The organism is Agrobacterium sp. LAD9 (assembly GCF_003031125.1).
GTDB classification, from domain to species: Bacteria; Pseudomonadota; Alphaproteobacteria; order Rhizobiales; family Rhizobiaceae; genus Agrobacterium; species Agrobacterium radiobacter.
Genome location: NZ_PHGS01000007.1, coordinates 435,504 through 449,580 on the forward strand (window position 1 = coordinate 435,504; position 14,077 = coordinate 449,580).

The following is a 14,077-nucleotide window of genomic DNA, read 5'->3' on the forward strand; positions in this document are numbered from 1 at the left end:
TCGAGGCCGACAAGACGATTATGTCGACGTCGTACGGGACGTGGCAGCCGCGCCTCGAAAAGGCGCGGCCCGCCCCCCTCTATCATCCCATAAAATCCACCAGCAGCTTCACATTCAGCGCCGCAATCACCACCGCGATCAGCCAGGCGAAGGCCGAAAGCCAGAGCGGCGAACGCAGCTCGCCCATCTTCGTCCGGTCGGCGGTGAACATGACGAGCGGGAAGACGGCGAAGGAGAGTTGCAGGCTGAGCACCACCTGCGTCATGATCAAGAGTTCGGCCGTGCCGCTGTCGCCATAGAAGATGGTGACGCCGGCGGCAGGGATGATGGCGATGGCGCGGGTGATGAGGCGGCGCAGCCAGGGGGCGAGCCGCATCTTGAGGAAACCCTCCATCACGATCTGGCCGGCGAGTGTTGCCGTGACGGTGGAATTGATGCCGCAGCATAAGAGCGCCACGCCGAACAGCGTCGGCGCAATGGCAAGGCCGAGCAGCGGCGCGAGCAAATTATGCGCCTCACCGAGTTCGGCGACATTCGTCTGCCCGGTCTTGTTGAAGGTCGCCGCCGCGAGGATGAGGATCGAGGCGTTGATGAGCAGGGCGAACATCAGCGCGATGGTGGAATCGAGGGTGGCGAATTTCAGCGCCTCGCGTTTTTCGGCAACCGTCTCGCCGATTTCGCGGGTCTGCACGATGCCCGAATGCAGATAGAGATTATGCGGCATGACGGTGGCGCCGAGAATGCCAAGCGCCAGATAGAGCATATCAGGATTGGTGACGATCTCAGTCGTCGGCGCAAAACCGAGAATCACCTGCCCCCAGTCGGGATCAGCCAGCGCCACCTGAATGGCGAAACATACGGCGATGACGCCAAGCAGCGTGATGACCAGCGCCTCCACCCAGCGGAAGCCGAGCTTCTGCAGATAGAGGATCAGAAACACATCGAGCGCGGTGATGAGGACGCCGAGTTCGAGCGGAATGCCGAAGATGAGGTTGAGGCCGATGGCCGTGCCGATGACCTCGGCAATATCGGTGGCGATAATGGCGATTTCCGCGAGCAGCCAGAGCACCATTGCCACCGGTTTCGGATAGGCGTCACGGCAGGCCTGTGCAAGATCACGGCCGGATGCGATCGCAAGACGCGCGCAGAGCGACTGGAGAACAATCGCCATGATGTTCGAGACCAGCGCAACCGTCAGCAGCGTGTAACCGAATTTGGAGCCGCCGGCGAGCGACGTCGCCCAGTTCCCGGGATCCATATAACCGACGGCAACGAGATATCCGGGGCCGAAAAACGCCATCGCCCGGCGAAACGTGCCGGCATTCGGATTGATCCTGATCGAACTGTGAACGTCGGATAACGAGAGGTCGTCGCCGTTTCGTCGCCATCCAAAGACTGGCTTGTCCATTTTATGCGCTTTCAAAGGGAAGGTTGAATTGGTGCAGTTGCAAATCATTCGCATAAGCAATAGCGGCTGACAAGGGGAGTTTTTGCAGCCATGCAGACGGTGCCGGGGGAACTTGTCCGGTTTGAACGCAATCCGGCGCACCTCCACGTTCCGTTGGGGGCTGACACCCCTCCTTCCCGTCCTTCCGACCCTTGCCAATGCCCAGCCCAGATCCTGCCGCTGAAAAGACTCGTCTCGCCGCGGAGACGCGCCTCTGCTGAATTTCGGCTCAGGGCCGGAATGACGGAGGTCGGATGAGAAAGGGTGGTAGCAAATACGGAGACCGCCATGCCGACAGGTGTAGACGACGGAGCTACAGCCAGCCTGGCTCACGGCCTTGTCATCGCCCCTGCTCCGCCCTTGCGGAACAGCGCCGCACTTGTCTGCGTTTATATTTCAGGAACACTCTAATACCGGGGAAGTTCATGCGACATGGCCATAAATTCAGCCTGGTGAACCATCCGAGCCGATGGCCGAAATATATCATGGCGTATCGAAGGCCGCGCGACTGGCTGATGACGATCAGCGGCATCGTGCTGCTGTTCATCGTCGCCGCCGCGGTTGCCATGGGTTATCTCGTCACCAGCCATCCCGGCAAGCCGGAGCCAAACCCCGGCATCGTGGAGGAACAGGCAGCGGAGGCCGGCGGGTAAGCTGCGGCGCAAACGCGCCGCTCTCAGCTCAAGCCCGCAAGATGGCCGCTAAACTGCGCCTCATGCAGCCGGCTATAATGACCCTTGGCGGCCAGCAGCTCGGCGTGGGCGCCGGTTTCGGCAATGCCGGTCTGGTCCACCACCACGATGCGCGAGGCATCGCGGATCGTCGCCAGCCGGTGGGCGATGACGAGCGTGGTGCGCCCCTTGGCAAGCTCGGTCAGCGATTGCTGAATGGCGCGCTCGGTTTCCGTGTCGAGCGCGGAGGTCGCCTCGTCGAGAATGAGGATCGGCGGGTTCTTGAGGAACATGCGGGCAATAGCGAGACGCTGTTTCTGGCCGCCGGACAATTTAACGCCGCGTTCACCGATGACGGTGTCGAGCCCGAGCGGCATGGCCTCGATGACGCCATCGAGACGGGCGCGCCGCGCCGCCTCCATGATGTCCGCATCCGATGCGCCAAGCCGTCCATATTCGATGTTCTCGCGGATCGTGCCGCCGAACAGGAAGACATCCTGCTGCACGATGCCGATCTGATTGCGCAGCGAAGCGAGTTTCATTTGTCGGATATCGATGCCGTCAATGGTGATCGCACCGCTGGTCACATCATAAAATCGCGGCAGAAGCGAGCAGAGCGTGGTCTTGCCCGCGCCCGAAGGACCAACGAAGGCCACCGTCTCGCCGGCGCTGATCTTCAGGTCGATATTGGTGAGAACCTGCTTGCCCTCGGCATAACCGAAACCGACATGACGATATTCAATATCGCCGCGCAGCAGCGGCGCGTCCACCGCATCAGGCGCATCGACAATGTCAGGCGCTGTGTCGAGAAGTTCGGTGAAGCGGCGGAAACCGGCAATGCCCTTCGGATAAGTCTCGATGACCGAATTGATCTTTTCCACCGGGCGGAAAAACACGCCGACCAGCAGCAGGAAGCCAACGAAGCCGCCTTCCGTGAGACCGCCCGTCAGCACGAACCATGCGCCGCAGATCATCACGATCATCTGCGTCAGCCGCATGCTCATGTAGCTCAGCGAGGTGCTGGCCGCCATGATCTTGTAGGCATCGAGCTTCGTGCGGCGGTATTTCTGGTTGTCCTTCTCGAACAGCGCGCGCTCGTGGTCCTCGTTGGCGAAAGCCTGCACCACCCGCATGCCGCCGACATTTTCCTCGATACGCGCGTTGAAATCCCCCACGCGGCCATAAAGCGCGCGGAAGTTCTGCGTCATGCGGCCGCCGTAACGGCTGGTCACCCAGGCGGTGACGGGCACGACGGCGGCGGTGATGAGCGCCAGCGGCACATTCACCGACAGCATCAGCAGGAAGGCGCCGATGAAGGTCATGATGGCGATGAACAGGTCTTCGGGGCCGTGATGGGCCACCTCGCCGATCTCTTCGAGATCCTTCGTCAGCCGCCCGACCAGATGGCCTGTTTTCTGGTTGTCGAAATAACGGAAGGAGAGCTTCTGCAGGTGATCGAAAGCCAGACGCCGCATGTCGGTCTCGATATTGATGCCGAGCATGTGTCCCCAATAGGTGACGGTCGCCATCAGCCCGGTATTCAGCACATAGATGACGAGCAGCCCGACCGAAGCGGCGAGAATGATGGCCCATTCACCGCCCGGCAGCAGCACGTCCACAAAGGTCTTCACGGCCATCGGAAAGCCGAGTTCGAGCACGCCCGACAAAACCGCGCAGGAAAAATCGAGAATGAACAGACCGCGATAGGGGCGATAATAGGCGAAGAAACGGCGCAGCATGGCATGACCTGGAGATCGGGCGCGGCAACCTTACGCCGCAATAAAAACGGAGTTTAATTGTCATATTTCAATGCGCGCGCCAAGACCGATGTTCTATTTTTACCAAAATCGTTCAATAGGTTCAGCAATAAACACACAACGGTAATGTGATCGGGTTATATTGCACTTATATGTATCGGTGTGACAGAGTGAATGCACCCCTTGCGGGGAGAATGCGAGAAAGAGCCTGCCGTGAGTAACATTGACAGCCGTAAGCCCAGTGGCGAACCGAGATGGCTTGGTCCCGCCAGCCCGACGCGGATCGCCCTGATCCCGCCTATTTCGGCTGCGCGCTGGCTGCTCCTTCTGGTCGTCCTTGCGGGCATCTATTTCTTCAACGGCTTTCTGGTTCCGGTTCTCGCCGCCCTCGTCATCGGTTTCGCCAGCTGGCCGGTCTATACGCGGCTTCTGCGGCAGGTGGGCGGCAACACGACGCTCGGTGCCACCATCGCCATCATCCTCATCATTGCCTTCCTCGTGGTGCCGATCTTCATCGCCGCCTCCTATACGGCAACCGAAATCCGCGAATGGTTCGGCTGGGCGGTGCACGTCAACAAGACGGGTGCGCCCGTGCCGGACTGGATCGCCGCCCTTCCCGCCGTCGGCCCCTGGCTCGGCGAACAATGGGTGAAATATATCGGCACGCCGGGCGCCATCGGCGAGCTCATCCAGCTCGTCAGCGGCGCCAATATCGGTAATATCTACCGGGCGATCCTCGCCGCCGGCAACGGCGCGTTCCACCTGGTGCTGACCCTGCTGTTCATGCTGATCGCGCTGTTCTTCGTTTACCGCAACGGCGCAGGCTTCACCCGTCAGGTCGATCTGGTGGGCGAACGCATCCTGCCGACACGGTGGGAACGCATTTCCCGTGTCGTGCCCGCCACCATCAGCTCCACCGTAACCGGCATGACGCTGATCGCCATCGGCGAAGGCATCATCCTCGGCATCGCCTACTGGATCGCCGGCGTGCCCTCGCCCGTCACGCTCGGCGTGCTGACCGGCGTCATGGCGCTCATTCCGGGTGGCGCGCCGCTCTCGTTTACGCTGGTGTCGATCTATCTGGTCGCCAGTGGCTCGCCCGCCCACGGGCTGGCGCTCTTCGTCTGGGGCTCGGTCGAACTCTTCATCGTCGACAAGACCATCCGGCCGAAACTCGTCGGCGGACCGATCAAGCTGCCGTTCCTGCCCACCTTTTTCGGCCTTGTCGGCGGCGTCAAGACCATGGGTTTCCTCGGCCTCTTCATCGGCCCGGTGCTGATGGCGCTGCTGGTGGCAATCTGGCGCGAATGGGTGCGCGAGGTGGAACTGTCCGCCGCCGCCACCACCGAGGCTCCGCCCCCGCCGCCAACAGAGGACGATCCCGTTGATGAGGTTGCTGCGCTCGAAGAGGATAGCGAGGAAACGACGGCATTTCGGAAAGCTGCTTTTTGATTGGTGAAGCCTGCGGTGAGCGGCGATGACGTGGAGCGCCAGCCGACAGGCCAAGGCCGCTTCCCTCTCTTTCGTCATGCCGGGCTTGGATACCGGCATCAGCCATGGCTCATCTGCGCAGTGAAAGAGTCTTCCGCGATCAAAGACTTGATCGCGCTGGACCCGCATCTAGTCCGGGGTGACGTGGGCGGATGCTGCGGCTATACCTCAAACAGTCACATCGCCAGCCCATCCGACCGATCGGTGCCTTCGCCTTAAAGCACCTTTTCCATGAACAGGCTGAGCGGGTCAGGCTTATAGGGCGCAAAGGCCTCGATCTCCACAAACCCCGCCTTGCGGTAAAGGCCGATCGCCTCCGGCTGGCTGATCCCGGTTTCCAGCCGGATGGCGGAAAGGCCGAGTTCGGTACCGCGCGCGACAAGCGTATCCATGATCAGCTTGCCGATCCGCAATCCCCTCGCCTCGGGATCAACGAACATGCGCTTGACCTCCGCCGTGCCATCACCCGCCTCCACCAGCGCGCCGCAGCCGACCACGCGGCCATCGTGTCGCACCACGAAAAAGGAGACATTGTCCTTTTCCAGCTGGCCGATATCGACCAGATGATTGCTCTCGGCGGGATAAAGCGACGCCATATAGGTATTGGAGAGATCGATGAGGCGCAGAACCGCGTCCTGCCGTGGTGTTTCAAGCTTGATTTCGGTGGCCAATGCGATGCCTGCCTTCTCTATAAAAATGCGTATTTCGTCGTAATGTCACTGCAATCGGGATAGATGAGTTTCTAGAGCATTACTCCCGACAGAGGCAACACACCCCATGAAAACAGCCCTCGTTCTCATGACCTTCCTTGGCTGTGACGACAGCGCCACCGATTGCCATTACATCGCCACCTCGCAGCAGCGCTGGACGAGCATCGAGCTATGTGACGCCGTGTCGGAAAAGGAGCTGGAGCGTTACGCCAATGCGCCCTACCCGGTCGTGGTGGCCGTGTGCCAGACACCGGGCGAGCAGGCCCCGCAGACGGCGGGCAATACGCCCGGCGCGCAGCCTCCCGCCGCGGCAGCACCTGCCGGAACGCAGCAGGCGACCGCAGAGGTAACGCCGAAGGAAGAAGAGAGCCTCACCAAACAGGCGATCGGCCGCGTCAGCCGTATCCTGCCGTCCACAGAAGGCATAAAGCACCTCCTGGGAACGCCGGTCAGGATGGTCGAAAACAGCTATTCATGGATCGCCAAGCGGTTCGATAAGTGATTGCGGGAAATGCCACGCCAGCTTTCTTTGCCGCTGCAATGCAGAGGTTTCCTCTGACAGGAAAGCGCCCACGGCCCTCATTCCTGTGCTTGTCACAGGAATCCAGTCGACGCGCGTCTGCGCGGCGCAAGGAGTTTTTTCAGCCCAAGGACTTGGGCTGGCTGGATTCCTGTGACCAGCACAGGAATGAGGGTGAGAAGATGCACCTGCGGAACCCCGGACCTTACGCCGCCTCGACCGTCAGCGCTTCCGCATAATACCGCGCCTTCTGCCGTTCTTCGGCGATGGCGAGCTTGCGCACGGCATGCAGCAGTTCGAACAGCGTTTCGGAACCGTTGACGTCGCGGAAATGCGCCAGCAACTCGGCTGAGACGGATGCTGCCGCCTCAGAAAGCTGCGAGCGGGCGGCACGGCGCCACATCAGCGTCGCCTCGATGAAGACGTCGACGACATCGCCAAATAGCCCGACGGACTGGAACAGGGCCTTCAGCGCATGCGGCCGCCCCGTCGCCAGAATGGCGCGCACCTTGCGGTCATCGAGACCGGACAGATTGACCATCGCCGCCGTGAAGAACTCCAGCCGGCCCGAACAGACGGCGTGGATGAGCAGCGCCGGCGTCAGTTCCAGCCGCTGGCGCAGATGCTCCACCAGCGCCGGCAGTTCCGGTGAGGAAACGCTTGATGCGATGAGGATGGTGGCAGAATCTTCCGCCTCGCGAAAAATACTGTCGGCACGGTTGCGCGCGATCATCGCGTGAACCAGCGCCGAGCCGGCGAGCGCCTCGCTGATGCGGCCCATCAGCAGGTGCCGCGCATCGGCCGGCAACGCCTCGCGGCGCAGCAGGAGGTCGCGAATATCGGCGTCGCGGCCATGGCGCTCGGCAATGCGACGCAGCGAGAACGGCGTGATGAAGGCATCGTCGTTTTCAAGAAGGATAATGGTTTCGGGCAGATCGCCGACTTCGGCAAGGGCGGCGCAGACCCCGCGCGGCAGGCCGGGTCTTGCGGCAATGAGCGCGCGCGTCAGGCTTTCGCCGCGTCCGGCCAGATCAACCAGGTCGGCTTCGCCGAGAACCGGCGAGCGGGCAATCACCGTGCAGGCGATTTCTGGCTGGTCTTCGGCAAGCGAAACGAGAATGGCGCGCGGCGCGTCTTGGGCATCCGCCAGCGCTTCGGCGAGCGCCAGCCGCACACGCGGTGAAGGGTCATCGAGAAGATAGGTCATCGCCATATAGGCGGCATCGCGGTTTTCCCGCGCCATATCGGACTGCAGATAGGCGCGGCCGAGCGCATTGGCAGCTTTCGCCCGCTCGGTCGATCCAGCCTTTTCAGACCAGCGAAGAAATGCCTGTACGATCACCTGAGCCTCGAAACACATTCATACAATGGATGGCGGCATCATCGCCGCCACCATGTATAAAACTCTAGGCGCAAATGGTTTACGTTTGGTTCACCATAAAAATTAACCGCATCCGAAGAAGGACTATATTTACGGCGCAGTAGAGGGGCGCTGCAGCTGGAATACATCGCTGCCGCCATCGCAGTAATCCATATAGCCCATGCGCGCCACGGGGCGCGACAGGCCCATGTCGATGCGGCCATCGCGGATGATCGTTTCATCGATATGGATCGCCATGACCTGCCCGATCACCATCCACGAATCCGTCGGCTTGCCGTCGACATCCCCGAGTTGCTGTATCTGCGTCACCCGGCATTCCAGAACAGCCAGCGCTTCGCCGACGAAAGGCGCGTCCACCACCCGCCCGCCGACGGCGGTAAGGCCGGCAAGGGAGAATTCATCAACGTCATAGGCGACAGGCGCAGAAGACGCATTCATCCGGTCCACCAGGTGGCGGCTGACAAGATTGGCGGTGAAGACACCGGTTTCCTCGACATTGCGCAGGCTGTCCTTCCTGCCGCTGGACGAGAACATGACCAGCTTCGGCCGGTCCGAGATCGCGTTGAAGAAGGAATAGGGCGAGAGGTTCATGGAACCGTCCCTGCCCTTCGAGCCAATCCAGCCGATCGGCCGCGGCGCGACGATGGCCTTGAACGGATCATGTGGCAGGCCATGCTGGTTGGTGTCCGTGGTGTAGAACATCAGACGTCCCCGACCCAGGTGACGACATCGGCAAGCTCCGGCCGCGGCCGCTCCACCGGCGGGAATGTCGTTGAGCCGATGTGGATATAGCCCGCGACCTTCTCTTCCCCGCCGACGCCGGTCTCAGCAAGGAATGCCGGGTCGAAAGCAAGCCATTCCGTCAGCCAGTTCGCGGCAAAACCGCTGGCATTGGCCGCGAAGATGACGTTGAGGCACACCGCGCCGGCGGACATGACCTGTTCCCATTCCGGGATCTTGAAATGCGGCTTGGCGGTGCTGATGACGGCGATAACGACGGGCGCGCGGGTGAAGCGCGTGCGCTCCGCTTCCTGCTGCTGCAGGTCCAGTTCCGGGTTCTTTTCAAGCGCGATCCTGAGCGCCGTTTCACCGAGACGCACACGCTCCTCGCCGCGATAAACCACGAAACGCCACGGCGCGAGCTTGCCATGGTCAGGCACGCGCACGGCAAGGCGCAGGATTTCCTCGATTTGCCCCTTCGAAGGTCCCGGCTCGGCAAGTTGCAGGGCCGGCGTAGAGCGGCGAGCCTTGAGATAATCGAGGAGCTTGATATCACTTGTCATGATCAAAAATCTTCCATTCTGCTGTCATCGCGAAACATGGGCCTTGAAATAGCCATGGCATTGGTTTTGAAGTGATGCGGGAAAATCAAGAAGTCAATCGGTATCGAAAATGTCGGCAATCAAAATCGCGGCACGTCTGGCCATTGCATGTGCTGCGCTTGGCCTTTTATCACAGGCCGCTTTTTCGCAGGATGCCTTTAAAGACTTCAAGCAACTCGGCGGCACGCCGAAAATGCCGAAACTCAACGCTTTCACCGCCCCTTCCGCACCCAATGCCCCCGCAAGCACCGCCCGCGATATCGCCATGGAAGCCAAGCTGACGAGCGAAGGCGAGGCCGTGAAGGAAGGCCTGTCCTGGCGCGTCTTCAGCCCCATTCCCGGCGCAGACGGCAAATTGCCGATGCTGGCAAGCTCCGAGGGCGGCTCGGCCCATTTCAATCTGGTACCCGGCGAATATTTCGTCAACGTCGCCTTCGGCCGCGCCGGCGTCACCAAGAAACTCAATATCCCAACGTCTGGCAACGTTCAGAAACAGGTGCTGATTCTCGATGCCGGCGGCTTCGTGCTGAACGCGGTCGCAGGGTCCGACAAGCAGATTTCCAGCACCCAGCTCAAATTTTCCGTCTATTCGTCGGACGCCCGGCCGGATGGCGAACGCGGCCTCGTCATGGCCGATATCAAGCCCAACACCATCGTGCGGCTGAATGCCGGCACCTATCACGTGGTTTCCGAATACGGCAACGTTAATGCGGTGGTGCGCGCCGACATTCAGGTGGAAGCCGGCAAGCTGACCGAAGCGACGCTGCAGCACCAGGCCGCGCAGATCACCCTCAAGCTGGTGTCCGAAGAGGGTGGCGAAGCCATTGCCGATACGGCCTGGTCCGTGCTGAACGGCGGCGGCGACGTGGTGAACGAAAGCGTCAGCGCGTTTTCGACCATGGTTCTGGCGGAAGGCGAATATACCGCCATCGCCCGTAACAAGGAAAAGGTCTACCAGCGTAACTTCAAGGTCACGTCGGGCCGGGATTCGGATGTGGAAGTGCTGATGAAAGATCAGGCGCCGGAAGATATGACCGGGGATTTCGAGTAGTCGACGCTGCACATTCACTGCCTCTTCCGACGCGGGCGGTTGAGAAGGCCCATCATACTCCACGTCATCCTCAGGCTTGACCCGAGGATGACTTCAGAGAGCTTTAAGCGTCCCTTGCCCCACAAACAAAAACGGCCCCCGAAGGGGCCGTTCTATTATCAGGCAACCTGCTTCTTCGCCGCAAGCTTGCGCTTCACGTCCGGCGGCGTCGCCTCGTCCACGAGGCTTGTAATGGCCTCCTCGAGCGACATCGACGTCTGGTTTTGCGAACCGAGACGACGGATATTGACGGTGCGTTCTTCCGCTTCCTTGCGGCCGCAGACGATGATGACCGGAACCTTGGTCACCGAATGCTCGCGGACCTTGTAGTTGATCTTCTCGTTGCGGAAGTCGGTCTCAACCGCCATGCCCGCCTCGCGCAGCGCTTCGGCAACCTCGCGGCCGTAATCGTCCGCATCCGACGTGATCGTGGCGACGACGACCTGAAGCGGCGCAAACCACAGCGGCATGTGGCCGGCGAAGTTCTCGATGAGAATACCGAGGAAGCGCTCCATCGAACCGCAGATGGCGCGATGGATCATCACCGGCTGCGTCTTTTCGGAGTTCTGGTCGATATAGAAGGCGCCGAAACGTTCCGGCAGGTTGAAGTCCACCTGCGTCGTTCCGCATTGCCATTCACGGCCGATGGCGTCCTTCAGCGTATATTCGAACTTCGGCCCGTAGAAAGCACCCTCGCCCGGCATAATGCCGGTCTTGATGCGGCCGCCGGACTGTTCCTCGATGGTCTTCAGAACATCCAGCATCACGCTTTCGGCGCGGTCCCAGAGATCGTCGGAACCGACGCGCTTGTCCGGACGGGTGGACAGCTTGACGACGATCTCGCTGAAACCGAAATCCTCATAGACGGAGAGGATCAGGTCGTTGATGCGCAGGCATTCCGCCGCCATCTGCTCTTCCGTGCAGAAGACGTGCGCATCGTCCTGCGTGAAGCCGCGAACACGCATCAGGCCATGCAGAGCACCGGATGCTTCGTAGCGATGGACATTGCCGAATTCCGCAAGGCGGACGGGCATTTCACGGTAAGACTTCAAGCCATGCTTGAAGATCTGGACGTGGCCCGGGCAGTTCATCGGCTTCAGTGCGAAGACGCGCTGATCGGCTTCCTCGTCATCGGGATGGGTAAAGGCATGGGCGGATTTCACCGCAAACATGTTTTCCTGATACCAGCCCCAGTGACCGGAGGTTTCCCACAGCGACTTATCCAGCACCTGCGGCGCGTTGACTTCCTGATAGGTGTTGGCGAGCCGACGGCGCATATAGGCCGTCAGCGTCTGGAACATGCGCCAGCCCTTGCCGTGCCAGAATACGACGCCCGGGCCCTCTTCCTGAAAATGGAACAGGTCCATTTCGCGGCCGAGACGGCGATGGTCGCGCTTTTCGGCTTCGGCCAGAACATGCAGATAATTGTCCAGCTCTTCCTGCGTCGCCCAGGCGGTGCCATAGATGCGTGACAGCATCGCATTGTTGCTGTCACCGCGCCAGTAAGCACCCGCCACCTTCATCAGCTTGAAGGCGGTGCCGACCTGCCCCGTGGAGGCCATATGCGGGCCACGGCAAAGATCGAACCAGTCGCCCTGGTAATAGATCTTCAGGTCCTGACCTTCGGGGATCGCATCAACCAGCTCGACCTTGTAATTCTCGCCCTTGGCGGCGAAGACTTCCTTGGCCTTTTCGCGCGACCAGATTTCGCGGGTAAACGCCTTGTTGCGCTGAATGATTTCCTTCATGCGCTTTTCGATCTTCGGCAGATCTTCGGGCGTGAAGGGCTCGTTCTTGGCGAAGTCGTAATAGAAGCCGTTCTCGATGACAGGGCCGATCGTCACCTGCGTGCCGGGCCAAAGCTCCTGCACGGCCTCGGCCATGACGTGGGCGGCATCGTGGCGGATGAGTTCCAGCGCACGCTTGTCTTCACGCGTGACGATCTCGATCTTGCCATCGGTGATGGTATCGGACAAATCGCGCACGGTGCCGTCAAGCGCAATGGCGACGGCCTTCTTGGCAAGCGATTTGGAGATGGATTCGGCAACCTCGCGGCCGGTCGTGCCGGGGGCGTAGCTGCGGACAGATCCATCGGGAAATGTAAGGGAAATGGCTTCAGACATCGTCTAGTGCTCCTGTCCAGTCCCGCCAACGAATGCGGGTGGTGTTGGAATAATGATCTGCCCGCTGAAAACGGACAGGCAGCCTGATAAAGGCTTTTGCCATTCCAGTCAAAGGTGAAGGGTCGTTCAGCGAAGCATTTCCGCGAGACCATTGACGGTATTGGCGTTGCGGGTCGTGCCTATGCCGAGCCTCCTGGTGGTCAGGACCGGGAGAAGCCGGCTCTCGCTCGGCTTTCCCAGAAAATCGATCCATAAATCGCCACCAATCACGGCGATCTTCTCCTGCCGGCGATATTTTTCGAGAAATCCGAGAACGTCCTCGCCGAGCGGTTCGCGCATCACCCGAACGCAGACATCGGATGGATTGCCATCCGGAAACGGATTCTCAGCCGCCAGTTTCAGCCAGTCGCGAGCCGGGCGAACCATGATATCGACATGTTTGTCGAAACGCTTTTCGAAGGCGCGTTCAAGCCTGTCCTCGATCTCGCGAACGGGAGCATCCTCCGCACGAAAGACCAGGTTTCCGGTGGCTACAAGCGTCCGGCACTCGGCAAATCCCAGTTCTTCAGCCATTGCGCGCAGATCGGCCATGATGAGCCGCTTGCCCGCGCCAAGGACGATGCTGTGCAGCAGCGCCACATGATCCTTCATCGATGCAGGCTCCAGTAACGCCACGGCGCCCACCAGCGCCTCGTGCTGCCGAGCGCTTCCGGCACCGGGTCCAGTCCGCTCGTGCCGCCAGGGCCGCAGCGCGCAACGCGAAACAGGGTCATCCATCCGCCCGCCCACAGCCCGTGGCGGGCGATGGCCTCATAGCCATATTCGGAACAGGTGGGGATGTGACGGCAGGAATTTCCGATGAAGCCGGAAAGCGTCAATTGATAAAGCCGGATAAGGCCGACACCAAACAACCGCCCCGGCGTTTTGGCAAAGCTGCCCACCCAGTTGCGGGATCGGCCCGCTTTTTCCGCCGTCTGCTGATGCCGGCAGCCCGGTTCGCCGCACATCACCTAACCCGCCGCGTTGAGAGCCGGCCGGCCTTCGATCTGGTCGAGAGCATCGACCACCGCTTCAAAGGTCAGCATGGTGGAGGCATGGCGCGCCTTGAAATCACGCACGGGCTGAAGCACCCGCATATCTTCGAAACGGCCCGTCGGCCCCTCGCCGCCCTGTTTCAGCATGGCGAGCATGTCATCCCGCGCCTGCCGGATTTCGCCGCTGGAAGCGCCGATGATGTGATGCGCCATGATGGAGGCGGAGGCCTGGCCGAGCGCGCAGGCACGCACCTCGTGGGAAAACGCCGTCACGATGCCGCCTTCGACCTTCAGATAAACCTTGAGCTTAGAGCCGCACAGGCGCGAGTGTTTTTCGGCGCTGGCGTCGGCATCTTCAAGAACACCCGTCAGCGGAATATTCCCGGCAAAGTCCAGAATGCGATTATTGTAGATGTCGTCCATCGTCAGGTGCCCGGCGCGCTCAAGATTGCCCAAAAACAGGACAGGTCAAATTTTTCAAACACAGCGTTTGTCGCAGTGAAGCTTTCCTGCCCTTCATTCTCATTATAT

The 14,077-nt window shown here is 60.7% G+C and carries 14 protein-coding genes; 4 read left to right on the forward strand and 10 right to left on the reverse strand.

Annotated elements, in window-relative coordinates:
• Positions 1-82: 82 nt before the first annotated feature.
• Positions 83-1,408, reverse strand: a complete 1,326-nt coding sequence (locus DA915_RS08795; RefSeq protein ID WP_192886445.1) for an Nramp family divalent metal transporter — start codon at positions 1,406-1,408, stop codon at positions 83-85.
• A gap of 464 nt (positions 1,409-1,872) precedes the next feature.
• Here DA915_RS08795 and DA915_RS08800 point away from each other — a divergent pair, with 464 nt between their 5' ends.
• On the forward strand, positions 1,873-2,100 hold the full coding sequence (locus DA915_RS08800) for a hypothetical protein (RefSeq protein ID WP_107675623.1): 228 nt from the start codon (positions 1,873-1,875) through the stop codon (positions 2,098-2,100).
• A 23-nt stretch (positions 2,101-2,123) separates the two neighbouring features.
• Here DA915_RS08800 and DA915_RS08805 read toward each other — a convergent pair whose 3' ends face one another.
• Positions 2,124-3,857, reverse strand: coding sequence for an ABC transporter ATP-binding protein (locus DA915_RS08805; protein ID WP_060724321.1), 1,734 nt, complete (start codon positions 3,855-3,857; stop codon positions 2,124-2,126).
• Between the two features lie 231 nt (positions 3,858-4,088).
• On the opposite strand from DA915_RS08805, the gene DA915_RS08810 reads away from it, so the two are divergent.
• Complete coding sequence (locus tag DA915_RS08810) at positions 4,089-5,327, forward strand: AI-2E family transporter (protein WP_065695079.1); 1,239 nt, start codon at positions 4,089-4,091, stop codon at positions 5,325-5,327.
• Between the two features lie 254 nt (positions 5,328-5,581).
• On the opposite strand, the gene DA915_RS08820 is transcribed toward DA915_RS08810, so the two are convergent.
• Positions 5,582-6,037, reverse strand: coding sequence for a GNAT family N-acetyltransferase (locus tag DA915_RS08820; protein ID WP_003508080.1), 456 nt, complete (start codon positions 6,035-6,037; stop codon positions 5,582-5,584).
• A 106-nt stretch (positions 6,038-6,143) separates the two neighbouring features.
• Here DA915_RS08820 and DA915_RS08825 point away from each other — a divergent pair, with 106 nt between their 5' ends.
• Complete coding sequence (locus DA915_RS08825) at positions 6,144-6,578, forward strand: hypothetical protein (RefSeq protein WP_107675625.1); 435 nt, start codon at positions 6,144-6,146, stop codon at positions 6,576-6,578.
• A 223-nt stretch (positions 6,579-6,801) separates the two neighbouring features.
• Here the strand turns inward: DA915_RS08825 and DA915_RS08830 are convergent, their stop codons facing one another.
• The 3 genes from DA915_RS08830 to DA915_RS08840 all read right to left on the reverse strand — a co-directional run bounded on the left by DA915_RS08830 (position 6,802) and on the right by DA915_RS08840 (position 9,260).
• Complete coding sequence (locus DA915_RS08830; protein ID WP_107675626.1) at positions 6,802-7,956, reverse strand: DUF2336 domain-containing protein; 1,155 nt, start codon at positions 7,954-7,956, stop codon at positions 6,802-6,804.
• Positions 7,957-8,067: 111 nt separating this feature from the next.
• The gene (locus DA915_RS08835; protein ID WP_107675627.1) at positions 8,068-8,679 is read right to left on the reverse strand and encodes a flavin reductase family protein; all 612 of its coding nucleotides are present in this window, start codon (positions 8,677-8,679) and stop codon (positions 8,068-8,070) included.
• Complete coding sequence (locus DA915_RS08840) at positions 8,679-9,260, reverse strand: nitroreductase (protein WP_060724317.1); 582 nt, start codon at positions 9,258-9,260, stop codon at positions 8,679-8,681. The genes DA915_RS08835 and DA915_RS08840 overlap by 1 nt, the downstream gene beginning before the upstream one ends.
• A 109-nt stretch (positions 9,261-9,369) precedes the next feature.
• On the opposite strand from DA915_RS08840, the gene DA915_RS08845 reads away from it, so the two are divergent.
• Positions 9,370-10,350, forward strand: coding sequence for a hypothetical protein (locus DA915_RS08845; protein WP_080864241.1), 981 nt, complete (start codon positions 9,370-9,372; stop codon positions 10,348-10,350).
• A gap of 158 nt (positions 10,351-10,508) precedes the next feature.
• On the opposite strand, the gene thrS is transcribed toward DA915_RS08845, so the two are convergent.
• The 4 genes from thrS to DA915_RS08865 all read right to left on the reverse strand — a co-directional run bounded on the left by thrS (position 10,509) and on the right by DA915_RS08865 (position 13,969).
• The gene (gene thrS / locus DA915_RS08850) at positions 10,509-12,512 is read right to left on the reverse strand and encodes a threonine--tRNA ligase (RefSeq protein WP_107675628.1); all 2,004 of its coding nucleotides are present in this window, start codon (positions 12,510-12,512) and stop codon (positions 10,509-10,511) included.
• Between the two features lie 126 nt (positions 12,513-12,638).
• Positions 12,639-13,163, reverse strand: a complete 525-nt coding sequence (locus DA915_RS08855; protein ID WP_060724314.1) for a DUF1697 domain-containing protein — start codon at positions 13,161-13,163, stop codon at positions 12,639-12,641.
• Positions 13,160-13,519 carry a membrane protein insertion efficiency factor YidD gene (gene yidD / locus DA915_RS08860; protein WP_107675629.1) on the reverse strand — a complete coding sequence of 120 codons (360 nt, stop codon included), beginning with the start codon at positions 13,517-13,519 and terminating at the stop codon, positions 13,160-13,162. The genes DA915_RS08855 and yidD overlap by 4 nt, the downstream gene beginning before the upstream one ends.
• Before the next feature lie 3 nt (positions 13,520-13,522).
• Positions 13,523-13,969 (reverse strand): iron-sulfur cluster assembly scaffold protein, encoded by a 447-nt coding sequence (locus DA915_RS08865; RefSeq protein WP_107675675.1) that lies wholly within the window; start codon positions 13,967-13,969, stop codon positions 13,523-13,525.
• Positions 13,970-14,077: the final 108 nt, after the last annotated feature.